This is a genomic window from Kineococcus arenarius subsp. arenarius (assembly GCF_050871845.1).
In the GTDB taxonomy this organism is placed as follows: Bacteria; Actinomycetota; Actinomycetes; order Actinomycetales; family Kineococcaceae; genus Kineococcus.
Map to the genome: position 1 here is coordinate 23,852 of NZ_JBJLSE010000012.1, position 24,259 is coordinate 48,110.

The 24,259-nt window shown below is 75.6% G+C and carries 18 protein-coding genes; 10 read left to right on the forward strand and 8 right to left on the reverse strand.

The annotated features are described in order from the left end of the window. The first annotated feature begins 4 nt into the window (after positions 1–4). Both ACRYM0_RS05150 and ACRYM0_RS05155 read left to right on the forward strand, forming a co-directional pair. Positions 5–1,531 carry an aldehyde dehydrogenase (NADP(+)) gene (locus ACRYM0_RS05150; RefSeq protein WP_432502716.1) on the forward strand — a complete coding sequence of 509 codons (1,527 nt, stop codon included), beginning with the start codon at positions 5–7 and terminating at the stop codon, positions 1,529–1,531. Positions 1,532–1,668: 137 nt separating this feature from the next. Next, positions 1,669–2,826, forward strand: a complete 1,158-nt coding sequence (locus tag ACRYM0_RS05155; protein WP_432502804.1) for an NAD(P)/FAD-dependent oxidoreductase — start codon at positions 1,669–1,671, stop codon at positions 2,824–2,826. A 55-nt stretch (positions 2,827–2,881) separates the two neighbouring features. On the opposite strand, the gene ACRYM0_RS05160 is transcribed toward ACRYM0_RS05155, so the two are convergent. The 4 genes from ACRYM0_RS05160 to ACRYM0_RS05175 form a co-directional block, all read right to left on the reverse strand. Beyond that, positions 2,882–3,289 carry a hypothetical protein gene (locus tag ACRYM0_RS05160; protein ID WP_432502718.1) on the reverse strand — a complete coding sequence of 136 codons (408 nt, stop codon included), beginning with the start codon at positions 3,287–3,289 and terminating at the stop codon, positions 2,882–2,884. Then, positions 3,286–3,909, reverse strand: coding sequence for a nucleotidyltransferase domain-containing protein (locus tag ACRYM0_RS05165; RefSeq protein ID WP_432502720.1), 624 nt, complete (start codon positions 3,907–3,909; stop codon positions 3,286–3,288). The genes ACRYM0_RS05160 and ACRYM0_RS05165 overlap by 4 nt, the downstream gene beginning before the upstream one ends. 82 nt (positions 3,910–3,991) lie before the next feature. Continuing rightward, positions 3,992–4,825: a hypothetical protein gene (locus ACRYM0_RS05170; protein ID WP_432502722.1), complete on the reverse strand. Its 834-nt coding sequence runs from the start codon at positions 4,823–4,825 to the stop codon at positions 3,992–3,994. A gap of 74 nt (positions 4,826–4,899) precedes the next feature. Then, complete coding sequence (locus ACRYM0_RS05175; protein WP_432492364.1) at positions 4,900–5,166, reverse strand: hypothetical protein; 267 nt, start codon at positions 5,164–5,166, stop codon at positions 4,900–4,902. Between the two features lie 216 nt (positions 5,167–5,382). On the opposite strand from ACRYM0_RS05175, the gene ACRYM0_RS05180 reads away from it, so the two are divergent. Both ACRYM0_RS05180 and ACRYM0_RS05185 read left to right on the forward strand, forming a co-directional pair. Next, positions 5,383–6,222: an alpha/beta fold hydrolase gene (locus tag ACRYM0_RS05180; protein WP_432502724.1), complete on the forward strand. Its 840-nt coding sequence runs from the start codon at positions 5,383–5,385 to the stop codon at positions 6,220–6,222. Continuing rightward, positions 6,219–7,973 (forward strand): sensor domain-containing protein, encoded by a 1,755-nt coding sequence (locus ACRYM0_RS05185; protein ID WP_432502726.1) that lies wholly within the window; start codon positions 6,219–6,221, stop codon positions 7,971–7,973. Before ACRYM0_RS05180 ends, ACRYM0_RS05185 begins: the two co-directional genes overlap by 4 nt. Positions 7,974–7,992: 19 nt before the next feature. On the opposite strand, the gene pdxR is transcribed toward ACRYM0_RS05185, so the two are convergent. Next, complete coding sequence (gene pdxR / locus ACRYM0_RS05190) at positions 7,993–9,411, reverse strand: MocR-like pyridoxine biosynthesis transcription factor PdxR (RefSeq protein WP_432502728.1); 1,419 nt, start codon at positions 9,409–9,411, stop codon at positions 7,993–7,995. 169 nt (positions 9,412–9,580) lie between these two features. Between pdxR and ACRYM0_RS05195 the strand changes: the two genes are divergently transcribed. After that, complete coding sequence (locus ACRYM0_RS05195; RefSeq protein ID WP_432502731.1) at positions 9,581–10,429, forward strand: EamA family transporter; 849 nt, start codon at positions 9,581–9,583, stop codon at positions 10,427–10,429. 41 nt (positions 10,430–10,470) lie between these two features. Here ACRYM0_RS05195 and ACRYM0_RS05200 read toward each other — a convergent pair whose 3' ends face one another. After that, positions 10,471–11,688: a Fic family protein gene (locus ACRYM0_RS05200; RefSeq protein ID WP_432502733.1), complete on the reverse strand. Its 1,218-nt coding sequence runs from the start codon at positions 11,686–11,688 to the stop codon at positions 10,471–10,473. A 162-nt stretch (positions 11,689–11,850) separates the two neighbouring features. Between ACRYM0_RS05200 and ACRYM0_RS05205 the strand changes: the two genes are divergently transcribed. The 5 genes from ACRYM0_RS05205 to ACRYM0_RS05225 all read left to right on the forward strand — a co-directional run bounded on the left by ACRYM0_RS05205 (position 11,851) and on the right by ACRYM0_RS05225 (position 21,609). Next, complete coding sequence (locus ACRYM0_RS05205) at positions 11,851–13,419, forward strand: TIGR02677 family protein (RefSeq protein ID WP_432502736.1); 1,569 nt, start codon at positions 11,851–11,853, stop codon at positions 13,417–13,419. Next, positions 13,416–14,615 (forward strand): TIGR02678 family protein, encoded by a 1,200-nt coding sequence (locus ACRYM0_RS05210; RefSeq protein ID WP_432502739.1) that lies wholly within the window; start codon positions 13,416–13,418, stop codon positions 14,613–14,615. The genes ACRYM0_RS05205 and ACRYM0_RS05210 overlap by 4 nt, the downstream gene beginning before the upstream one ends. Beyond that, a complete protein-coding gene (locus ACRYM0_RS05215; protein WP_432502742.1) occupies positions 14,612–18,715 on the forward strand; it encodes a TIGR02680 family protein in 4,104 nt (1,367 codons plus the stop codon). The genes ACRYM0_RS05210 and ACRYM0_RS05215 overlap by 4 nt, the downstream gene beginning before the upstream one ends. Positions 18,716–18,725: 10 nt before the next feature. After that, on the forward strand, positions 18,726–19,979 hold the full coding sequence (locus tag ACRYM0_RS05220; protein ID WP_432502745.1) for a TIGR02679 family protein: 1,254 nt from the start codon (positions 18,726–18,728) through the stop codon (positions 19,977–19,979). A gap of 100 nt (positions 19,980–20,079) precedes the next feature. Next, complete coding sequence (locus ACRYM0_RS05225; protein ID WP_432502748.1) at positions 20,080–21,609, forward strand: plasmid pRiA4b ORF-3 family protein; 1,530 nt, start codon at positions 20,080–20,082, stop codon at positions 21,607–21,609. 47 nt (positions 21,610–21,656) lie between these two features. Here the strand turns inward: ACRYM0_RS05225 and ACRYM0_RS05230 are convergent, their stop codons facing one another. Both ACRYM0_RS05230 and ACRYM0_RS05235 read right to left on the reverse strand, forming a co-directional pair. After that, entirely contained in the window at positions 21,657–23,072 is a 1,416-nt protein-coding gene (locus ACRYM0_RS05230) for an ATP-binding protein (RefSeq protein ID WP_432502750.1), read from the reverse strand. A gap of 56 nt (positions 23,073–23,128) precedes the next feature. Beyond that, positions 23,129–24,175: an ATP-binding protein gene (locus tag ACRYM0_RS05235; protein ID WP_432502753.1), complete on the reverse strand. Its 1,047-nt coding sequence runs from the start codon at positions 24,173–24,175 to the stop codon at positions 23,129–23,131. Between the last annotated feature and the right edge of the window lie 84 nt (positions 24,176–24,259).

A 24,259-nucleotide genomic window follows, 5' to 3' on the forward strand; every position in this document is an offset into this window, starting at 1 on the left:
CCCCGTGACCGACGTCGTCAGCACCGACCCCCGCACCGGCCAGGCCGTGGAGGTGGTCGCCGCCGAGACGAGCCCGCAGGAGGTCGCGGCCCTGTGCGAGGCGGCCCTGGCCGCCGCGCCCGCCCTGGAGGACCTCGGCCGCGAGCGCCGCGCCGCCCTGCTGGAGGCCCTGGCCGACGCGCTGGAGGCGCGCCGGGAGGACGTCGTGGCGATCGCCGACCGGGAGACCGCGCTGGGGGCGGGGCGGCTGAACGGTGAGCTGACCCGCACCGCGTACCAGCTGCGCCTGTTCGGCGAGGTGCTGCGCGAGGGCTCCTACCTGGAGGCCACGATCGACCACGCCGGGGACACCCCGATGGGCCCGCGCCCGGACCTGCGGCGGATGCTCCTGCCGATCGGGCCGGTCGCGGTGTTCGGCGCCAGCAACTTCCCGCTGGCCTTCTCCGTGCCCGGCGGCGACACCGCCTCGGCGCTGGCCGCGGGCTGCCCCGTGATCGTCAAGGCCCACGGCTCGCACCCGGCCACCTCGCAGCTCGTCTTCGACGTCCTGGTCGCGGCGGCGCGGGAGTTCGGCGCCCCCGAGGGAACCCTGGCGATCGTGCACGGCCAGCAGGCGGGAGCGGACCTCGTCGCGCACCCGGCGGTGCGGGCCGTCGGGTTCACCGGGTCCGTGCGCGGCGGCAAGGCGCTGCTGGAGATCATCGAGAACCGCGCCGACCCCATCCCCTTCTTCGGGGAGCTGAGCAGCCTGAACCCCGTCGTGGTGACGCCGGCCGCGGCCGCCGAGCGCGGTCAGCAGATCGGCGAGCAGACCGTCGCCTCGTTCACCCTGGGCGCGGGGCAGTTCTGCACCAAGCCCGGTCTGGTGTTCGTCCCCGCGGGCCAGGACGGCGACGCCGTGGTCGGCGCCATGACCACCGCCGTGGCCCAGGCCCCCGCCCAGGTCCTCCTCAACGAGGGCATCGCGAACACCTACGGGAGCACCAGCGCCGAGCTGGCGCAGCTGCCGGGCGTGGAGGAGATCGCCCGCGGCGCCCAGCCGGAGGGCGCGGTGGGTTTCACCGGGGTGCCGCTGCTGCTGTCGGCGGACGCGGCGGACCTCCCGCACGGGGTGACGGAGGAGTGCTTTGGCCCGGTGAGCACCGTGGTGCGCTACGACGGCGAGGAGCAGCTGCTCGCGGCGCTGGAGGGCGTGCCGTCCTCGCTGACGGCGACGGTGCAGCGCGGGCAGGGGGAGACGGAGCTGCCGGCCACGGTGGCGCGGGCGCTGCGCGACCACGCCGGGCGCATCCTGTTCGACGCCTACCCCACCGGGGTGGCCGTGTCGTGGGCTCAGCACCACGGCGGCCCCTGGCCCTCGACGAACTCCCAGCACACCTCGGTGGGCACCAGCGCGATCCGCCGGTTCCTGCGCCCGGTGACGTGGCAGGGCGCACCCGACGAGGTCCTGCCGGCCGAGCTGACCGAGGGGTTCACCGGCATCCCCCGCCGCGTCGACGGGGTCCTGCACACCCCCACCACCGGCGCCTGACCCCCCGGCTCCCTCCCCACCTCCCTCACCCCACCCCGCCCCTCCCGCGGTGATCTTGCACGGTTGAGCCTTCACCCTCGCAAGATCACCGCGGGAGGTGGGGCTTGCGGGGGGTGGTCGAGGAGGATGGGACCGTGATGCACGAGACCGGTACCGCGTTCCCCGCTCGTCCCGCCCGCTCCGGGGCCCCGCGCGTGGTCGTCGTCGGCGGCGGCGTCCTGGGCGTCTCGACGGCCGCCCACCTGGCCCGTTCCGGCGTCCGCGTCGACCTGGTGACCGAGGCGGCGATCGCCTCCGGCGCCAGCGGCCGCTCGCTGTCCTGGCTGAACTCCGCCGGCGCCCGCAGCGACGCGTACCACCGGCTGCGCACCGTCGCCATCGACCGCTACCGCACGTTCGCCGCCCGCACGGGCCTGAGCGACCGGGTCCGCTTCGACGGCGGCCTGACGTGGGCCGCGCCGGGCGAGAGCCACCGCGAGCGCCACGCGCACGAGCTTTCGATCGGCTACGACTCGGTGTGGCTCTCCCGGGACGAGGTCGCGGCCTGGGCACCGGGCGTGGACGTCACCGGGGTCGCTGAGGAGGGCGCGGTGTTCAACCCGGGCGAGGGGTGGGTGGACCTGCCGCTGCTCGTGGAGGCGCTGCTGGAGCAGCTGCGCACCGCGGGTGGCGAGGTGCACACCGGCGTCGGCCGCGCGAAGCCCGTCGTCGCGGGCGGCCGTGCCACGGGTGTCGAGACAGCCTCCGGCGCCACTTTCGACGCGGATGCCGTGGTGTGGGCGACGGGTCCGTGGGTGCCGCGGGACCTCGCCGAACTGGGGGTGCACCTGCCGGAGTCCTCCCCCGTCTCGCTCCTGCTGGAGACCCAGCGGATCGACCACCCGCTGCGCGCGGTCCTGAACACCCCGCGGGTGGCGATCCGCCCCACCCCGCACGGCACGTTCGTGCTGGACTCCGGCTGGTCGGAGCAGGAGGTCGTGGTGCGCGGCGACGGCGAGTTCGAGGTGCGCGGCTCCACGGTCGCCGGGTTGCTGGACGAGGCGTCGAAGGTCCTGGCCGGCAACCCCCGTCTGGAGGCGGTGCGCCGGGGTGTGGGGCCCAAGCCGGTCCCCGGCGACGGCGAGCCCGTCGCCGGTGAGCTGCGCGAGGTGCCCGGGTTGCACGTGCTGTTCACCCACAGCGGCGCGACCCTCGGGCTGGTGCTCGGGGAGTTCACCGCCCGCGAGGTGCTGGGCGAGCGCGTGGCGCTGCTGGAGCCGTTCCGGCTGGAGCGCTTCACCACCGCCACGCGCTGACCCGCTCCTCCCTGCGGTGGTCGGGGGAGTCCGACTCCCTCGGCCACCGCAGGGATCAGCGCACCCGGGTGCTCGCTGCGTCGACGAGCGCCTGCGCGCGCCGCAGCGCGGCAGTGCAGTTCGACTGTGAGACGTTGCTCAGCCCGTAGTGGCCGGCGTCCTTCAAGTCCAACACCTCGCGCAGCGCTCTCGCGAGAGCCGCGTCTCCCGTGACCTCCTGGAGCAGGCCGATGGCCTGCCGATGGTCCTGCCCACGCGATCGGACGCCCGCGAGCGCGCAGCAGATGGCGTCCGCGGCGGCGATGGCGGCGAGCACCGCGTTCCCCGTGGCCACGGTCGCCGCCTCCGCCAGGTCCTCGGACTGCACGAGGACCGCCGCCTCCAGGTAGAGCTCGGCCTGCCGACGTCGCGTGCGGGCGTCCGCTGCGGTGCACGCACCGGTACGGGTGCTCCGGGCGCTCACGACCGCGTCCCCGCGTGGAGGAGCGCCTGCAGGGCAGGACCGAGGAGAACACGCCCGTCCGCGCGGAGCCCGGTGATGAGCGGCTGTTCCTGGTCGACCGCCTCGGCGAGCTGGCGGTCGGTCAACTGCACGAACTGGACCGCGTTGCCCGTGAACGCTTCCAGGTCCCCTGCTGTGCGGTGCACCTGCTCACCCCACGGCCCGTCGGGGTCGACGTCGTCATCGCGCACGAGCAGCAGATCGACGTCGCTGCCGGGGCCGGCTTCGCCGCGCGCCCACGAGCCGAAGACCACGGCTGCACGGGGCGCCGGTGACCACTGGGCGAGGCGCCGGGAGAGCCACTCCTCCACGGCGTCGCCGGCGACGGTGATCTGGAGCACCGCACCGGCGAGCACGTGGTGGCGGTTCAAGCGGTACAGGACGGCCGGTCCGCTGTCCTCGGCCAGCAGCAGACCGTGCTCCACGAGGCGGTGCAGGCACGACCGGGTGCGCGCGTAGGAGCGACCGGCGAGTCGGGCGATCGCCGCGCCGTTGAGCGGCCGGTGGGAACGGCTCAGGACGAGCAGGACGTCGGCGTCCACCGTCGGTGCGATGGTGCGCAGCGGGTTGGCGAGGTCCACGATTCTCCTATCGCTATTCCGATAGCTCTATCACTATAGCGATAGCCAAGAGGTGCCCTGACGACGGCGTCCGCCTCGCCCCTCACCCCCCGCCGACTCCCCCCGGCCCCCCGGACCGCGCCGCGCAGGGCCGCACCGGGACCTCTTCCGGACCACCGCGCCGGGTGAACGACGTGCAGACGACGACGAGGGCGTCGGGCGCGTCGAGCCAGAGGTGTTCGCCGTTGCGGTCGAACGCGGAGCCCCGCACCACCGACGGCCGGCAACCGCTCGCGAGGAGCGCGGTGTCGTTCTGGGCGAACGTGCTGCGCTCGACGAGGAAACCCGGGCGGTGGCACATCACCCCGATGTTGTTGCGCTGCACGACGCTGTCCCGCAAGGTGAACGGCCCTCCGGGTTCTCCGGACTGCACGGCCACGCCCGTGAAGTTCTCCTCGACCCTGGAGCGGTGGACGGCCAGCTGGCCCTGCGCGGTGACGCCCGTGTTGTTGCCGCGCAGCAGGGAGGTGGTGAGGAACAGGGAACTCCCGTCGGGGACGACGGCACCCACCCCGTCCGACTCCAGCAGCACGTCCGCCAGCGCTGCGCTGCGCGGGGACCTGCCCCACCCCACCCGGACGCCGACGTCCCAGCCGGCGATGCGACCGCCGCGGACCGTGACGTCGCGGGCGGCGACGGAGATCCCGTGGGAGGCGGCGGAACGGCCCGCCACGAGACCGGGGCCGGTGATCTCGTGACCGTCGAGGTCGACCTCGACGCCGTCGGCGGCCACGACCAGCCCGCTGGGCCCGGGGCACCGCAGGTCGGCGGCGAGGCGGACGTCGGCGGTGATCGTCTCGCCGCACCCGACCCGCCGGGCCCGGGGCTCCGGCGTCGCCAGGGCGTGGGCCGCGACGGCCGCCAGGACGACGACCACCGCGACCACCGGCGCCCGCGAGCGACGACGCCCCCGCGGCCGGTGGGGGCCGCGCGGGCCCCGGAGGGTCGCGGTCAGGCGGTGACCCGCAGCGGCGTCACCGTCTCGTCGTCGTCCTCGGCGGTGTGCCGCGGTGCGGGGTGCTCCACGAGCGCGATGACGCGCGCGGCCATGAACCGCGCCGTGCGCACGGCGGTCCCGCCGCGGGTCACCTCCGTCACCTCGACGAGGCCGCGCCCGTGCGCGACCTCCACGCGGCGGCCCGCGCGGGTCGCCTCGACGTCGTACGTGCGGGTGTCGCCGCCGGCTTCGACGACGATCTCCACGCGATCACCCTTCACCGTGGCCTCCTGGCGGGGTTCGAGGGGGTGGGGCCCACTGCTCGGGGCCTCACCCGTTCCAACGCTCGCGGCGCCCCGCTGCTTCCCGCGCGCGGGGCCCTGCGGGACGCACCGGGACCGCGCCGGAGGCCGGGCTCAAGCCCCGGTAGGTGCCTGCCGACACCACGTGGACTGGTCCGACCCCCGCACCAGACGTCCCCCGTGGAAGGAACCGGTGTGAGCACCGTCCCCGCTCCCGCAGGCCCGGGCAGCGCGAGCGCGCGCAACAACGTGACCGTGCACGGCCGCCCGGACGGCCCGGTGGTGCTGTTCCTGCACGGTTTCGGGTCGGACCAGGGCACGTGGCAGCGGCTGCTGCCCGCCTTCCTCGCCGGGCACCGCGTCGTGCTGCTGGACCAGGCGGGCGCCGGCCGCTTCGACCCGGCCGCCTACGAGCGCGAGAAGTACCGCAGCCTCGACGGGTACGCGGAGGACCTCGTGGAGGTCTGCGAGGAGCTGGACCTGCGCGACGTCGTGGTGGTCGCCCACAGCGTCAGCTCGATGATCGCCGCGCGCGCCGCGGTCCGCGCACCGGAGCGCTTCGATCGGCTCGTGATGATCGCCCCGTCGGCGCGCTACGTCGACGACCCCGCCACCGGCTACGACGGGGGGTTCTCGCCCGAGGACGTCGAGGAGCTGCTGGCGTCGCTGGACCACAACTACCTGTCGTGGACCGCGGCCGTCGCCCCCATGATCATGGGGAACCCGGACCGCCCGGAACTCGGCGAGGAGTTCACCGGCTCGTTCCGCCAGCTCGACCCGTCCACCGCTCGCGACTTCGCGCGGGCCACGTTCCACACCGACTCCCGCGAGCTGCTGACCCGCGTGGGCGCGCCGACCGTCGTGCTGCAGTGCCGCGACGACGCCCTCGCCCCCGACTCCGCGGTCCGGGAGGTCGTGGCCCGGCTGCAGCGCCCCACGTTGGTGACGCTGCGGGCGTCCGGGCACTGCCCCCACGTCAGCGAGCCCGCCGAGACGGCGGCGGCGATCCTCGCGCACCTGCCCTCGTGGACGTGACGGCCGCCGCCCCCGCCGCCGCACCACCGGAGAGCGCCGGCGATTTCACGGAACTGTTCGACGACGCCCCCTGCGGGTACCTGACGACGAGCGACGACGGGCGGATCACCCGCGTCAACACCACGTTCCTGGCCTGGTCCGGGTACCGGCGCGAGGACCTGCTGGGCTCGGCGTTCGGGCGCCTGCTGCCGGTGGGCGACCGGATCCTGTGGTCGGCGCACTGCGCTCCGCGGCTCGGCACGACCGGCAGCGTCAGCGAGGTGGTCGTCGAGATCACCGCCGCCGACCGCGTGCGCCGCCCGGCGCTGATCACCGCCACCCGCGTGCCCGCGCGCGCCGGCGCGGACGCCGAGGTGCGGATCATCGTGTTCAGCGCTCCCGAACGCCGCGCCCACGAGAAGGCGCTCGTCGCCGCGCTGCACCGCGCCGAGGAGTCCGAGAACCGCCGAGCCGCCGTGGAGGCCGACGCGCGCCAGCGTGCGCTGGAGGACCCCCTGACCGGGTTGTCGAACCGGGCGGGGCTGTCCGCGCGCCTGGAGGCCGCGCTCACCGAGCCCGGGGCGCGCCCGGCCGTGCTGGTCGTGGACCTGGACCACTTCAACGTCGTCAACGAGAGCCTGGGGACCGCCGCCGGCGACGAGCTCCTGCTGACGGTGGCCGGCCGGTTGCGCGCGGCGGTGCGCGAGGGCGCCACGGTCGCCCGGTTGTCCGCCGACGAATTCGCGGTCGTCGACGACTGCGGGGACGCGCAGCGGTGCCACGGCCTGGCCGAGCGGATCCTTCAGGCCCTGACGGTCCCGGTGCTCATCGACGGCCTGGAGATCGTCGCCTCCGCGAGCATCGGCACCGCCGTGGCGACGCCGAGCAGCGACTCCGCGGACCGGCTGCTGCACGACGCCGGCGTGGCGATGCACCGCGCCAAGGCCCGCGGCCGCAACCGCGTCGAGGTGCACGACCCGCACCGCACCGACGAGGCGGTCGACCGCCTGCGCCTGCTGGGGGAACTGCGCCGCGGCATCGCCGGCGGTGAACTGCGCCTGCACTACCAGCCGCGCGTCGGCCTGCGCGACGGCGCCGCGACGGGCGTCGAGGCGCTGGTGCGCTGGCAGCACCCCGGGCGCGGGCTGCTGCCGCCGGCGGCGTTCATCGACCTGGCCGAGCAGTCCGGCCTGGTGCGCGAGCTCGGCGCGTGGGTGCTCGACGCCGCTGTCGCCCAGGCCGCTGCCTGGGCCCGCGACCCGCGGCACGCGACGGTCGAGGTGGCGGTGAACCTGTCCACCCGCCAGCTGACCGACCCGGGCCTGGTGGACGCGGTGACGGCGGTGCTGACCCGCCACGGCCTGGCGGCGGACCTGCTGGTCCTGGAGGTCACCGAGACGGCGCTGGTGACCGACCCGGACGCGGCGGTGGCGACGCTGGCGGCGCTGAAGGCGCTCGGCGTCGGCATCGCCGTGGACGACTTCGGCACCGGGTACGCGAGCCTGACGTACCTGCAGCGCTTCCCCGTCGACGAGCTGAAGATCGACCGCTCGTTCGTGACGGGCCTCGGCGTGAACGACGGCGACACCGCGATCGTGCGCACGTGCGTGCAGCTCGCCCACGCGGTGGGGGTGCGCGCGGTCGCCGAGGGCGTGGAGACGCGCGAGCAGCTCGACGCCCTCGTGGAGATGGGCTGCGACTTCGTGCAAGGGTACTTCTTCTCCCGGCCGCTGGAACCCGACGCGCTGCAGGAGTGGGCCCGGGCGCGCTGACCCGTTCCGCGCCGGTCCCTCAAGGACCGGTGGGCACCAGGGGCGCGATCCGGCGCACCGCCTCCACCAGAGCATCGGGCGTGCTCGCCGCGTACCCCAGCAGCAACCCGGGCGGTCCCGGCCGCACCCGGTGCCACGACAGCGGGTGCACGAGGACCCCCACCCCGGCGGCGCGCGCGGCGATCTCCACGTCGCTGCCGGGTTCCCGGTGCGGCAGCGTCACGAGCAGGTGCAACCCGGCCGCGACCCCCTCGACCCGCGCGGCGGGCAGGTGGCGGTGCAGCGCCGCCAGCAGCGCGTCCCGGCGGGTGCGCTGGCGGGTGCGGACCCGCCGCACGTGGCGTTCCAGGTCGCCGGCGGCGATGAGCTCGGCGAGGACGAGTTGCGGCAGGGCGGGGTTCCCGAGGTCGGCGGCGTGCTTGGCCGCCACCAGGTCCGCCCGCAAGCGGCGCGGTGCGACGAGCCAGCCGATGCGCGCACCGGGCACCAGGGTCTTCGAGGTGCTGCCGGTGCAGGCGACGTGCTCGGGGGCGGAGGCGTCCAGCGCCGGCACGGGCGCCCGGTCGTAGCGGTGCTCGGCGTCGTAGTCGTCCTCGACGACGAGGTTCCCGGCGCGCGCCCACTCCAGCAGTTCGCGGCGGCGCTGCGGCGCGAGCACCACCCCGGTGGGGAACTGGTGCGCGGGCGTGAGCAGCACCGCCTCCACCCCGCTGCGCGCGAGCGCGTCGATGCGCGCGCCGTGCCCGTCCACCGGGACGGGTTCGAGTTCCAGACCCCAGTGCGCCAGGGTTTCGCGGGCGCCGCGCGCCCCGGGGTCCTCCACACCGATCCGGTTCGTCCCCCGGACGCGCAGGACCTGCGCGAGCAGCGCGAGGGACTGCGCGACGCCGGCGACCACGAGGACGTCGTCGGCGCCGACGCGCATCCCGCGGGTGCGGGCGAGCCAGCCGGCGAGTTCACGGCGCAACCGGGGGTGGCCGCGCGGGTCGCCGTAGCCGAGGTCGGCGCCGGTGGCCTCGCGCAGCACGGCCCGCTCGGCGCGCAGCCACGCCGCGCGCGGGAACGCCGCCACGTCGGGCACGCCCGGAGCGAGGTCGAACTCCACACCCGTCGGGGGCGGTGGCAGTGGTCCGGGTTCGGCGGGGCGCGCGGGAGCCCTCGGCGGGGTGGGGTCCGCTCCCGGCAGCACCCGCGTCGCCGACCCGGTGCGGGCGGCGACGAGCCCCTCGTCGGCCAGGCGCCGGTACACCTCCACGACCACGCCGCGCGAGACGCCCAGGTCGCCCGCGAGCACCCGACTGGACGGCAGCGCGTCACCCGGCGCGAGACGCCCCTCGGCCACCGCCTCCCGCACCCGCCGCACCAGTTCCTCGGTGATCCGCCCGCGCGGCACGGAGCGGACGTCCAGCGACAGGAAGTCGGCACCCGTCCCGTCCACCCGCGCTCCTGTCGTCGGCCTCCTCGAGCACCGGTCCACTCGACCCGGTCGCTATCGGACCTGTCGAGCGGTCCATCGCGCGGTCAGCATGCCACTCGTGCCCGCCCCCACCCCCCTCCCGCGCCTCGCCCGCAGAACTCCCCCCGCACCCGGTCCGCGGTGGCCCGCGGTGCTCACCGGCACGGCCGCGATGGCCCTGGTCGGCAGCAGCGCCGCCGTGTCCGGCGCCCTGGTGGACGCACCGCTGTGGACGGTCCAGGCCCTGCGGTACGCGGCCGCGTCCCTGCTGCTGCTCGCCGCCGCCCGCGCGAGCGGGCAGCGCCTGCACCGCCCGCACAGGACGGAGTGGGCCTGGCTGGTGGGGGTCTGCGCGGTCGGGCTGGTGGTGTTCAACGTGGCGCTGGTGCGCGGCGCCGCGCACGCCGAACCCGTGGTGCTCGGCGTCGCCGTGGCCGGGGTCCCGCTGCTGCTGGCGCTGATCGGGCCGCTGCTGGAACGGCGGCGGCCGGGAACCCGCGCCGTGGCGGCGGCCGCGGTCGTCACCGGTGGGGCGGTGCTCGTGCAGGGGTTCGGCCGCAGCGACGCCACCGGGCTGGCGTGGGCGCTGCTCGTCCTGGCGTGCGAGGCGGGTTTCACCCTCCTCGCCGTGCCGGTGCTCGCCCGGCACGGCGCGTGGGGCGTGTCGGTGCACGCGACGTGGCTGGCGGCGCTCGGCTTCGGCGCGCTCGCCGTGCTCGTCGACGGCCCGTCCGCCGTGCTCGCCCTCACGGCCGCGGACCTGCTCGCCGTCGCGCACCTCGCCGTCGGGGTGACCGCCGTGGCGTTCGTGCTCTGGTACTCCGCCGTGCGGCGCCTCGGCGCGGCCCGGGCCGGGTTGCTCACCGGGGTGGCGCCGGTGGCGGCCGCGGGCGGCGGGGTGTTGCTGGGTGGGCCGGTGCCCGGAGCCCTCGTGTGGAGCGGGGTGGTCGTGGTCGCCGGCGGACTCGTGCTGGGGCTCGCTGTGCCGCAGCAGCGGTGACGGTGTCTCCGCACCAGGTGCTGGAACGAGGGCGCACCTCCTCACCCCTGGGGGGCCCGGGTGGTCGCGTCGAGCTGACGGGGCACGTCCTCACCTCGGTTCAGCCGGTCCAGCCGCACCCGCACCTCTCGCTCCAGGTCCGGGTAGGGATCGTCCAGCGGCCCGGTCTGCCCGCGCACCTCGGCGACCAGTTGCTGGACAGCCGGGCCGGCCAGGTAGTAGCGCCCCTTCGTCTTCCCACGGGCGACGAGCAGCTCTGCATCGACCAGTTGCTGCAGATCACGAGTGGCGGTTCGGTTCTCCACGTCTGCGAGCTTGGCGTAGCCGGGTCGCCGCACCCGGAAGCCGCTCGCGGCGTCGAAGAGCGCGTTCGTCGTCCGCTCCGGCAGACCGGCGGCACTCACGAGTTCCTGCGCTGCGTCCCACGTGCGCGCGGCGAGGGCTGCGCGCCGCTTCACCGTCTGCGCCTGCATGTGGTGGGCGCGCAGGTTGAACTTCACCCAGAGGTGGGCACTGCGCTCGGGGTTCCACGCTCCCGCGCCGGTCAGTGCGAGGATCGCGTAGTAGCTCTCGGTGTTGCGGCCGAGCCACTCCTCGATGCTCGCGAAGGGAGGCTCGACGATGGACTCCCGAGCCAGTACGAGTGTCTGCAGGGCACGGGCCATGCGCCCGTTCCCGTCGCGGAAGGGGTGGATCATCACCAGGTTGAGGTGCGCCATCGCTGCGCGGACCAGCACGTCGTCCCGACCCGGGTCGTTGAGGACCACCATCAGCTCGTCGACGAGGCGGGGCACCTCCTCGGTCGGTGGCCCCTCGTACACGTTGCGCCCGGCCGTGTCGTCGTGGACGAAGATCGGCCCCTGGCGGTAGTGCCCAGGGCTCTTGCCGAGGTCGTGGGACAGCAGCATGAAGTGGACACCGCGCAGCGAGCCGGACTCGTAGCGGAACTGGGGGTCCCGAGCGGCCTGCAGGACGTAGCTCATCGCGGAGCGGTACCCGGTGATCTCCGCCCACACGCGGGCATCGGCGTTCAGGGGCTCCTCCTCGTCGACCGCAGCGACCGCGTCGTCCACCGTGACGACGTAGCCCTCGATGCTGTTGGAGCCGCGGATGGCGCGCGCCAGCATGGTGCGGCGCAGCATGCCGTGCCAGCGCCGGGGCGCCGCGAGGCTGTGCTGCAGCTCGGACCGCAGTGCGTGGACCTGGTCGAGGACCTCGAGGTCGTCGAGGTCCAGAGCGGGAGTGCGGTGCAACGCCATGTCTCTATGTCTCTTTCCTCAAGACACCCGAACCAGCTCGACGTAAGTGGCGTAATAATAGCGCCATAATGCTCGGCGGAGAGCAACCAGCCGACGTCACCCGCAGCCTCCAACGCCCGTTCCCGTAAGGTCCTCGGCAGGTCTGCAACCGGAAGGCGCTGGATGAGCAGTGAAGCGCGCCCCTTCGCGCACCTGGCCACCGAGAACGCCCCCACCTACCGCGCCGTGCTCGGCGTCTTCACCGAGGCCCGCGAGCGCTACGCCCTCCACCTGCGCCCGGAGGACGTGCACACCGAGCTGGACCGCACCGGGAGCAGCCCCGGGCCGGAGGCGGTGGAGAACGCCCTGACCCAGCTGGTCGGCTGGGGGAACCTGCGCGCCGACCCGGACACCGGGCGGGTCACCAGCGTGGAGGACTTCCACCGCGCCCGCTACCTCTACCAGCTCACCCCCGCCGGGCAGGCCGCCGAGCGGGCGCTGGTGGTGTACGAGGAGGCGCTGGGCCGGCGCGGGGCGCTGCAGGCGGTCGCGCTGGTGGACATCGCCGAGCACCTGCGCGCCCTCGTCGCCCTGCTGCGCGAGGACGCCGCCGACGTGGCGCGCGCCGCGCACCTGCTGGCGGCGCTGACGCAGCGGCTGGAGTCGCTGGCGGAGAACGCCTCGGCGTTCCTGGCGTCGATGCAGCGGTCCATCGACCTGCAGGACGCCGACACGGAGGCGTTCGTCGCGTACAAGGACCGGCTGATCGAGTACCTGGAACGCTTCGTCTCGGACCTGGTCACCACGGGCTCGGAGATCAGCGGCCTCATCATCACGGCGGAGGGCGCCGGGGTGCGGGACCTGCTGGACGCGGTGGCGGCGCGCGAGGCCGCGGACCTGGCGCCGGGCGAAGGAGTCGACGCCGAGGCGCAGCGCACCCGGGAGGTGGCCCGGGTGCACGAGGTGTGGCACCGGCGCTGGCGGGGGTTGCACGGCTGGTTCGTGGGTTCGCGCGAGACACCCAGCCAGAAGGACCTGCTGCGCGGGCGGGCCCGTTCGGCGGTGCCGCAGCTGCTGCGCGCGGTCACGGCCCTCAACGAGCGCCGCTCGGGCCGTTCAGACCGTTCGGCGGACTTCCGCCACCTGGCGCTGTGGTTCGCGCAGGCCCCCGACGACGAGGCACGGCACCGGTTGTGGCGCAGCGCCTTCGCGCTGACGCCCGCCCGGCACCTGAGCATCGACGGTGAGACGCTCACCGCGCGGGAGGCGGACCCGCCGCGCACCGTCCTGCCGTGGGCGCAGGCCGAACCGCTGCGCATCAGCCCGCAGTTCCGCCGCACCGGCCACCACGAGCGCCGTGGCCGCCCCGCCCGCGTGGAGGACCGCTCGGTGCAGCGCCGGCACCTGCAGCAGCTCGTCGCCGCCGAGCACGAGCAGCTGCTGGCGGCGCGCTCGGAACTGCTGACGTCCGGCGAGCGCCGCCTGTCGGAACTTCCCGAGCTGTCCGGCGCGGCGTTCCCGGTGTTCCTGGACCTGCTGGGCCGGGCGGTCGCCGCCCGCCGTCCCGGCGAGGAGGGCACGGTGAGCGAGGTGACGTCGGCGGACGGGTCGCTGCGGGTGCGGCTGACGGTGCTGCCGGGCGCGCAGGTCGTCGCGGTGGGCACCGAGCACGGCACGCTGCACCTGCCCGACGGTCTCGTCGAGATCGCCGAGGCGGCACCGGAACCGGCCACCGGGACGGTGCCCGCGTGAGCGGGGCGCTGCTGGAGCGCCTGGAGGCGGAACGGCTCCACGAGCAGCGCCGCGCGGCCCGCGCCCTGCTGCGCCGACCCCTGCTGGGTCCGGCGGCGGACGAGTTCCCCCTGGTGCGCCGGCACGCCGACGCCCTGCGGGAGTGGTTCGACGTGAACACCGGCTGGCGGCTGATCGTGGGCCCGGAACTGGCGCGCCTGGAGAAGGTGCCCGCCGATCCCGGCGACGGCACCCGCCCGTTGCTGGACGCGCAGAAGCGGCCGTTCTCGCGGCGCCGGTACGTGCTGCTGTGCCTGGCGCTGGCGGTGCTGTCCCGCTCGGAGGCGCAGGTGACCCTGGGGGTGCTGGCGGACGAGGTGCTGCTGCTGGCCGCGGACCCCGCGCTCGTCGAGGCGGGGGTGGAGTTCTCCCTGCAGACGGCCGAGGAGCGCCGCGACCTGGCGGCCGTCGCGCGGACCCTGCTGGGGCTGGGCGTGGTCGCGCGCGTCAGCGGCGACGAGGAGACGTTCGTGCGCGCCACCGGGGACGTGCTGTACGACGTGGACCGGCGCGTCCTGGCGAGCCTGCTCGCCGCCGAGCGCGGGCCGTCCACCGTCGACGCCACCGACACCGGTGCACGGCTGGAGGCGCTGACCGACGCGCCGCCCCCGCTGACGGAGGAGGCCCGCACCCGCGCGGTGCGGCACCGCCTGACCCGCCGGTTGCTGGACGACCCGGTGCTGCTGCACGCCGACCTCGACGCCGAGGAGACCGCGTACCTGAGCAGTCAGCGCGCGGCGCTGTGCCGGCGCGTCGAGGAGTTCGCAGGGCTGGTGGCGGAGGTGCGCGCGGAGGGCATCGCGATGGTCGACCCGGCGGACGAGCTCACCGACCTACGCATGCCCGAGGACGGCACCGACGGGCACGTCGCCCTGCTGGTGGCGGAACTACTCACCGAGCGCGCTCCCGCGCCGGTACCGCTGGAGGAGCTGCGCCGGCACGTGCACCGCCTGGCGCGGGAGAACACCGCGAACTGGCGCAAGGGTTCGGCGGATCCCGGCGCCGAGGTGGGCCTCGTCCAGACCGCGGTGGACCGGCTCGCCGCCCTGCGCCTGGTGCGGGTGGTGCCGGGCGCGGTGGGGGCCCTGCCGCCGCTGCACCGCTACGCCCTGTGCAGCAGCGCGTCCTCGAACCCCGCACCATCGGAGGAACCGTGAATCCCGCACCGCCCCGCCCGTCGCGTTCGCGGTGGCAGCCGCTGCGCGCGGGCCTGGTGGACCTGTACCACTACGACGACGAGGAGTTCCGGTTCCACGACGGCCGGCTGCTGCTGCGGGGCAACAACGGTGCGGGCAAGTCGAAGGTGCTGGCGCTGACGCTGCCGTTCCTGCTGGACGCGGACCTGTCCGCGCACCGGGTGGAACCGGACGGCGACCGCGGCAAGCGCATGGAGTGGAACCTGCTGCTCGGCGGGGCGCACCCGCACACCGAGCGCACCGGGTACACCTGGCTGGAGCTGGGCCGCCGCGCCGCGGACGGGACCGAGGAGTTCCGCACCCTGGGGTGCGGGATGAAGGCCGTCACTGGCCGGGGCATCGCCCGGCACTGGTTCTTCTCCACCACCGCGCGCTGCGGCGAGGACCTGCACCTGGTGGACCGCACCGGCACAGCCCTGCCGCGCGACCGCCTCGTGGACGTGCTCGGCGCGTCGGGCACCGTGTTCGACTCGCGCGGGGCGTACCGCCGGCACGTCGACGAGACGTTCTTCCGGCTGGGTGAGGACCGCTACGGCGCCCTGGTGGACCTGCTGATCCAGTTGCGCCAGCCGCAGCTGACCAAGCGCCCCGACGAGCGGGCGCTGTCCGCGGCGCTCACGGAGGCGCTGCCCCCGGTGGACCCGGGGGTGCTCGCCGACGTCGCCGAGGCGTTCCGCACCCTCGAGGACGACCGGCACGACCTGCAGGCGGTGCTGGAGGCGCGCGACGCGGCCGCTGCGTTCGAGGGCCACTACCGCCGCTACGCCCGCGCCGCGGCGAAGCGCCGCACGCGGGAGCTCCTGACCGCGCACTCGCGCTACGAGCGGCACGGCCGCGACCTGCGGCGCGCCGCGAGCGAGCGGGAGGAGGCCGACGCGCGCCTGACGGCGGCCGAGCGCGACCTGCACGAGCTGCAGCGCCGGCGCACGGAACTGGACGAGGAGCACCGCGTCCTCGCCGGGGACACCCGCCTCAGCGAACTCGCCGAGGCGGAGAACTCCGCGCGGCTGGCGGCGACCGCGGCCACCGACGCGCGCGGGCGCGCGGAAGACACCGCGAGGAGTTCCGCCTCGGCCGCAGCGCAGCTCACGGAACGCGAGGGCACCGGTGAGAGGGCTCGCGCGGAACTCGCGGCCGCCGACGAGGCGCTGCGCGCCGCCGCCACGGGCGCCGGCGTGCCCCGTCCCCCGGGAGCACCCGACCCCGCGGACGGGGACGCCGACGCGGAGGGCCACCACGCCGCGCTGCTGGAGGTGGCCCGGCGGCGGCGCACCGAGGCCGAGCACGTGCGCGCGCTGCTGCGGGAACTGGAGGGCGCTCGCGCACGGGTCGCGACCAGGCAGGCCGAGCGCGACCGGGCCGCCGCGCGCGCCGACGGCGCCGCCGCCCGCGTCACCGAGGCGCAGGCCGCGGTGGAAGCCGCCACCGCCGCCCACCTGGACGCGGCCCGCACCGCCCTGGAAGCCGCCACGGAACTCGCCCTCGACGACCCCGCCGGGGTGCTGGACGAGACCCGGTGGTGGGCGGCCACGCTCGACGGGCGTTCCCCGCTGGCGACCGCCGCGGACTCCGCCCACGAGCGCACCACGCGGGAACTGGCGGCGGCGCGGGCCGCGGCGGACCTGCGCGCGCGCGACCTCACCGGCCGCGTCCGCGACCTGAACACGGAACGAGAGCGGCTGCTGGCCGGGGAGGACACCGCACCGCACGTCCCCCGCACCCGTCCCGCGGACCGGCGCGGCCGGCCGGGAGCGCCGCTGTGGCAGGTCGTCGACTTCGCCCCCGAGGTGCCCGAGAGCGAGCGGGCCGGGCTGGAGGCGGCCCTGGAGGCCGCCGGCCTGCTCGACGCCTGGATCTCCCCGGACGCCTCGCTGCGCACCGCCCCGGACGGCGACGTGCTGCTCACCGCGGGCGCCGCGGTGGCCGGGGACAGCCTGCTGGGCGTGCTCGTGCCGGCCGTGGACCGCGCCGACGCGCAGGCCGCGGCCCTGAGCGACGAAGCCGTGGCCGCCGTCCTCACCGGGATCTCCCGGGGTTCCGCGGACGGTGCGGGGACCGGTGTCGGGGTGGACGGCTCCTTCCACCTGGGCGTGCTCACCGGCCGGTGGGGCAAACCGCGGGCAGAGTTCGTCGGCCGCGGCGCCCGGGAGAGCGCCCGGCGCGAGCGCCTGGCTGCCCTCGAAGCGGAGCTCGCCGCGCTCACCGTGGAGGTCGCGGACGCGCAGGCAGAGGTGGCACGGATCGACCGGCGTGGCGACGTGCTGGCCGCGGAACGCCGCGCGCTGCCCGACGAGGCCCCCCTGCACGCCGCGCACGCCGAACGCACCTCCGCGGAGCGGGAGGCGCGGCGGGCGGCCGAGGACGTCACCCGGGCCGGTGAGGTGCTGGAGGAGTCCGTGGCCGCCGCACGCGAGGTGGAGCTGCGCACCGCCGGGGAGGCCCGCGACGTGCACCTGGTGCCGGAGAGCGCCGCGGTGGAAGCCGTGCTGGCCGCCGTCGCGGAGTTCCGCGAGCGCGCCGGGGACCTGCGGGCCCGGTTGCGGGAGGCGGTGCGCGCCCACGCGGAACTGGTGCGCGCCCGCACCGAGGCGCAGCGGGCTGCGGACGAGGCGGAACGGGCCGCCGCCGTGCAGCGGGACCGGGAGCAGGACGCTGCGGCGGCGCAGGCCCGGCTGGAGGCGCTGCGCAGCACCACGGGAGCGGAGGTCGCGGAGCTGCAGCGCCGCCTCGGGGAGGTCCGCGCGGCGCTGGACGGCCTGGCCGGGCGGCTGAGGGCGGCGGACGCGGAGAGGTCGGCCGCCACCCGCGCCCTCGGTGTCGCGGAGGGCGACCACGCCCGGCTGACCGGGCAGTCGGCGCAGGCCGAGGCGGACCGGGACGCCGCCGTGGCGGCCCTGCAGCGGTTCACGGCCACCGGTGTCGTCGCCGCCACCGCAGCGGGGGTCGACGCACCGGACCGGGACGCGCCGTGGGCGGCGAGCCCGGCGGTGCAGTTCGCCCGCCGACTGGACGCCGCGATCCCCGAGGAGCTCGACGAGGGTGAGTTCCAGCGCGCTCAGACGGCCCTCAGCACGGAGGTGAAGAAGCTCAACGACACCCTGGCGCGCCGCGGGAACTCCGCCCTGCTGTCCGTGGCGGAGGGCGCCGTCGTGGTGGAGGTGCGTTTCGCCGGCCGCGCCACCAGCGTGCACGAGCTGCGCACCGACCTGGACGCCGACGCGGGGGAACGACAACGGCTGCTGGACGCCCGTGAGCGGGAAGTGCTGGAGAACCACCTCGTCGCGGAGGTCGCCGCGCAATTGCAGGCGCTCATCCGCGCCGCCGAGGAGCACGTGCTGCAGATGAACACCGAGCTGGAGCAGCGGCCGACCAGCACGGGGATGCGGTTGCGGATGCAGTGGCTGCCGGTGGAGGACGGTCCCGCGGGCCTGGCGGAGGCACGGCGCCGGCTGCTGCGGCAGAGCGCCGACGCCTGGTCGGCGCAGGACCGCACCGCCGTGGGCGAGTTCCTGCAGCGCCGCATCCAGGCGGTGCGGCAGGACAGCACCGCGGGCACGTGGCTGGAGCACCTGACGAACGCGCTGGACTACCGGCGCTGGCACCGGTTCGCCGTCCAGCGGCACCAGAACGGCCAGTGGCGCCCCGCGACCGGCCCGGCCTCCGGCGGGGAGCGGGTGCTGGCCGCCAGCGTGCCGCTGTTCGCGGCGGCCTCGGCGCACTACCGCTCCGCGGGCAACCCGGACGCCCCGCGCATCATCACCCTGGACGAGGCGTTCGCCGGGGTCGACGACACCGCCCGCGCCGACTACCTCGGCCTGCTCGCCGAGTTCGACCTGGACGTGGTGATGACCAGCGAACGCGAGTGGGCCTGCTACCCGCAGGTGCCGGGCATCGGCATCTGCCAGCTCTCCCGGAAGGAAGGGGTCGACGCGGTGCTCGTGACGTCGTTCCGCTGGGACGGCCGCGCCCGCGAGCAGGTGCCACGGACGGCGGCACCGGCCACCGCCCCGGCGCCGCCCCGGCAGCAGCCGGGCGCCGAGCAGGACGACCTGTTCTCGTGATCGGCTCCTCGTGAGCGACACGGACGACGCGCGACTGCGGTCCCTGCTGGGTGGCCCGGAGTCGGTGTGGCTGCGGCGGCGGGTGCGCGAGCGGCTGAGCGCCGGGAAACCCCTGACGGGCACCGCGTCGCTGCGCGAACCCACCGCCGCGGAACGTTCCGCGCTCGAGCGGCTGCTGGGCCGCGCGCCGCGGGGCTCCGGTGCGTTGTCGGCGCGACTGGCGGACGTCGACGCGGTCCTGCGCGGCGGCGCCTGGCCGCAGGGCCTGGCGTCGGCGGTGCAGCACCTCGACGGCCCGGTGGTCGTGCGCGCCGACGCCGCCGCGGCGGCGCGGGAGGCGTGGGAGGACTTGCTGCGCCCGCTGGACGACCTGGTGGAACGTGAACCCCGGTGGGAAGGGTGGTGGTCGGCGGCGCGCACCGCTCCCTCGCTGCGGCGGGCGGTGAACGGCGCGGACGATGCCGCCCGCCTCGTCGCGGACCTGCGCGCGGTGCTCACCGCCCTGCCCTCACCGGGCGAGGCGCTGGGCTCGCTGGCCCAGCGGACGGTGCGGAACCCGCACGGCCTGGACGCGGGGCCGCTGGCCGGACTGGTGCTGTCCGCGGCGGCGTCCCTGACCGGTTCCCCCTCCCCCGCCTCGGCCGCGGACCGGCGCGCGGTGTGGGCGGCGGTGGGTGTCGCGCTGGACGACGTCTCCTCCACCGTGCTCGTCGCCGGCCTGCCGGGCGGCGGCACGGCCACCGGCCACGCGCTGGAGGCGTCGCGGTCCGCCGGGTTGCCGACGGTCCTCACCCTGCGGCACCTGACCGCGGAACCCGCTCGGTTCCCGGTGACCGGGCGGGTGGTGCACGCGTGCGAGAACCCCGTCGTGCTCAGCGCGGCCCTGGACCGGTTCGGGGTGCGGACTCCCCCGCTGGTGTGCCTGGCGGGGCGGCCCAGCGCCGCCGGGGTGCTCCTGGTGCGCTCGCTGCTCTCCTGCGGCGCGGTGCTGCGCTACCACGGCGACCTCGACCGGGGCGGGCTGTCGATCGCCGCGTCGGTCATCGCACTGGGTGCGCAGCCGTGGCGGCTCGGCGTGGACGACTACCGCCGCGCCGTCCGCTCGGCGGGCCGGCCGCTGCGCGGGAACCCCACGGTGACGCCGTGGGACCCGGAACTGTCCGCCGAGGTGGAACGCACCGGGCTCGGCGTGGACGAGGAGGCCGTGCTGCAAGAACTCCTCGACGACCTCGCCCACCACGCCGCCCCTGCGTTCCCCACCTGACCCACCCCGCGGTGATCAAGGAAGTTGCCACTTCATTGATCACCGCGGGGTGGGGTAGGGGTGGGTCGTGGTCACCCGACTCGCACCTACCCTGGGGCGCATGCCTCGACGGCCCCCGGACGACGACCCGTACGCCGACCTGCCACCGGCCGTGCGCGACGCCCTGCGGAACAGCTCGCTCGCGGACGAGGCCGCCGCGGTGATGGGCCTGTTGTCCCCCGGGCTGTTCCCCGCCCCTCAGCCCACCCTGCTGCCACCGCGGCCCGAGGTGGTGACGTACCGGGTCCGGGTCGACCTCGACGACGTCCGCCCGCCGATCTGGCGCCGCCTCGAGGTGCCGTCCGACGTGCGCCTGGACGCCTTCCACGACGTGCTGCAGACCGCGATGGGCTGGACGAACAGCCACCTGCACGCGTTCCGCCGCCGGTTGACCGGCCCCGCCGACCGCTTCGAACCGCAACTGCTCACCGCGTTCGACGTCGCCGAGGGCGAGCGCGGAACGGCGGAGGCGGACGTGCGCCTCGACCAGGTGCTCGGCGAACCCGGCGACCGGTTGCGGTACACGTACGACTTCGGCGACGGCTGGGACCACACGATCAAGCTGGAGGCCGTCACCCCCGCCCGCGACGATCCGCGGCCGCGCTGCGTGGCGGGCCGGCGGGCGTGCCCACCGGAGGACTGCGGCGGCCCGTGGGGCTACCAGTCGCTGCTGGGCCTGCGTGCGGAACAGCAGGCGGGCCGGGCCCTGGACGAGGACGACCGCGAGCGCCTGGCGTACTACGGGCTGGGCGACCCCGAAGGTTTCTCGGTGCAGGAGACCGATGAGGCGCTCGCCGCCGGGCCGACCGGGCCGCTGTTCCCCGACGACGTCACCGGCGGGGTGGACACCACCGGGTTGCCCGCCGCGCTCGTGGCGATCCTGCCGCGGATCTCCCCGGACCTCGCCGAGCGCCTCGTCGCCCTCGCCCGCGAGGCGATGCCGCACCAGCACCTCACCGGGGTCCCGCAGGAGGGGACCGCCGCCCGGCAGACCGCGGGGATCCGCTGGCTGCTGGATCAGGTCGGTGACGACGGCGTCGTCCTCATCCAGGCCGGGTACCTGCCACCGGCCGTGGTCGCCGCGGCGTTCGACGTGCTGACCATCGACCGGATCTGGCGCGGGCGCGGCGCGAAACCCCGCGAGGCTGACGCCGTGCCGCTGGTGACGCTGCGCTCGGCGCTGCAGGGCAGCGGGTTGCTCCGGAAGAACCGTGGCCGGTTGCTGCTGACGGCGGCGGCGAAGAAGGTCCGCCACGACCCGCTCGCCCTGCTGCGGCACCTGGCCGACAGGCTGCCCGCCGGTTCCGCCGAGTACGAGCGGGTCGCCGGCCTGGTCCTGCTGCTGGGGGTCGCGGCGGGACGCCCGGTGCACGCCCAGCGGGACGTCGCGCTCGCCGTGGAGGTCCTGCACGAACTGGGGTGGGCACGCACCGACGGGCCGCTGCGCAGCGGCGACGTCCACGAGGCCGGCCGGTTGACGGCCGAGGTCCTCGTCCAGCTGGGCGCCGCGACGACGGCGCCGGCTGCGGGGACCAGCGCGCAACCACCCGAGGTGGTGGCGCTGGCCCGGTCGAGCCTGACGGGCGGCTGATCCGAGGAGCTCCGTCGCACGTGACCCTCGACGTGCGCGCGAGGGCGCTACCCCGGCAGGTCCCAGTAGGCGTGCGGGTCCCGGGTGGACTGACCGTTCCAGCGGATGACGCCCCGCTCGCGCATAGCAGCGAGCTTCCTGATCGCGGTCGGGCGCGTGCGCCCCATGACCTCGGCGAGGTCGCGCGTCCCCAACCGTCCCGCCTCCCGCAACGCCGTGACGACCAGGCGGGTCTCCTCCGGCAGTCGGTCGTCGCCGGGCTGTGCACCGAGGTCGGCGGACAGCGTCAGCCGGACGCTGCCCTCCGTCTGCCGGTAGAGGGGCGGCTGGAGGCCGGCGAGGCGCATCTCGTCGAACATGCGGCGGATCCCCTCGCCGAACTCCTGCCCGAAGGCCAGGTCCGCGCACACCCGGGCGATGCGGGGGTTGCGCGCGAAGCGGTGCAGGGACAGCGGGTCCCGCAGGTCGGCGAGCCCGGGGAACCGGCCGGGGCTCTCCACCTCGATGCGGTCGTCGAAGACGTCCACGTGCACGTGGTCGCTCTGCAGGCTGTAGGACCGGTGCACGACGGCGTTGACGACGGCCTCCAGCCAGGCGTCCTCGGGAACGGCCGGGACGTCCTCGAAGCGCCCGCCCCTGGCCAGCGCCCGGCGGCGGGGCTGCACCTGCCGGACGTGGTCGAAGACCTCGGCCAGCAGTCGCGGCAGGGCTCCCTCGAACCGCCGGTCCGAGACGACCTGCTGACGCGCCCCCGTCCCGCGCTCACGGCCGGCGAACCGGGTGACCCGGGCGTGGGCGTTGGGCAGTTCGCTGCCGGGGTGCCGCCCGAAGAGCAGGAGGCCGGCGACGGTGAGGCGCCCGTCCCGCGCCAGCCCGCGCGCCGCGAGCAGGCCCTGCCAGTGCGGGTGCCCGACGCGGGTGGCGTACTCCTCCGCGGCTTCGACGTCGACGGCAGCGGTTTCGTTGAGGCCGATCGGGGTGAGCTCGGACTCGAAGCCGGCCTGCCTGCGGTCGAAGAACAGCTCGCGCCGCTGCACGTAGGTGAGCCGGCGCGTCTCGTCGCCGAGCCGGAGGTACACGTCGTCCCTCGTGGTGGCGTGCACGTCGTCGCCCGGGCTGACGTCCACGACGAGGAGGTGGTCGTCGCGGCCGTCGTCGGTGCGGCACGGCACCAGACGCGTGTGGACGCGGGCGGGCGGCTGGACGTGCTGCACGTGGACCTGCTGCAGCTCGCTGCGGTGCCTCGGGTCTGCGTCGGTGCCCTCGACCCGGCCGTCGTGGACACCGACGACGATCGTGCCGCCCTCGGCGTTGGCGAAGGCGACGACCGCCTGGCTCAGCTTCGCCGGACTCACACGGGCGCTCTTGCGCTCGAACCACTGGTCTTCCGGGAGCGCGCTCAGAGCGCGACCGACGTCCTCGAGAGGCGACGCCAGGGCGCGGTCGACGTCCACTCGCTCCATGCATCTACTCTAACATTTTAAGAGTAAATGCATGCTTCACGGCCGGCGAACGCTTGTCAGGCGAAGACGTCCGCTGCTGTGACCACCGCCGGCTCCTCCGTCCGCACCCGCACGCTGCCCCGAGCGGCGATGAGGAACCGCAGCTCCTCCACGTCGACGTCCAGCCCGGCGGCCTTGGCGCGCAGCGTCCGCACCAGCCGGTCCCCGTCCACCTCGCGCCGCCACGTCACCTCGCCGACCAGCACGGGCCGGCGCTGCCGGCCGGCGAGCGCCACGACGTCGATCTCGTCGATGCCGTCGCCGCGCCACCACGGCCCGACGGCGACCACCTCGTCGCCGAACTCCCCCGCGGCGGCGAGCCGGCGGACGTGGTCGCGCACCACGACCTCCCACGCCGGGCCGCTGGCGTCGTCGAGGCCGTCCAGCAGGACGGGCAGGATCGACTCCCCGAGGCCGCGCTCGATGAGGCGCAGCTCGATGAGCTTCTCGAGGGTGCGGCTGGGTTCGGCACCGACCCACGCCTTGATCTCCTGGTGCTTGGTCCTGCCGGTGGCGATGGCCTGGAGGACGGCGGCCGGCTGGTCGCCGCGCTCGACCTCGGTGGCCAGGAGCAGGTCGCCCTCGGTGAGCAGCAGGCCGCCGGGCCGGGTCGCGAGTCTCCGCAGGTTCCCGGCGAGGTCGTCGGCGGTGTCCCACCAGGACAGGTACAGCGGCGTGCCGCCGAGGAGGGCGTACACCTGCGCTCGTTCGGCGGGGGTGAGGCCGGGCAGCAGGGCGGGGACCTCGTGCGGGGCAAAGGGGTGCAGCTGCAGGCGCAGCCCGAAGCGCCCGAACAGCGGCGAACGCTCTTCCTGCAGTTCCGCCGTGCTGCGCACCGCGGACCCGCACAGCAGGACCCGCACACCGCGGCCGGCGGGCCGGTCGAGGAAGGCGCGCAGCACCCCGGACAGCTCCGGCACCGAGCGCAGCAGTTCCGGGTACTCGTCGAGGACGAGGAGGACGGGTTCATCCTGCGCCTCGCGGGCGAGGTGGTCCAGGAGGTCGTCGGCGTCGGCGAAGGGGCGGCCGGCCAGGTCCCGCACTCCCCGCAGCGCCGGTGGCACCGCGCGGGACAGCTGCTGCAGCTCGGCGCGGGCGGGCCTGCCGGCACCGGTGTGGAAGATCGTCCGAGCGGGGGCGGTCGTCTC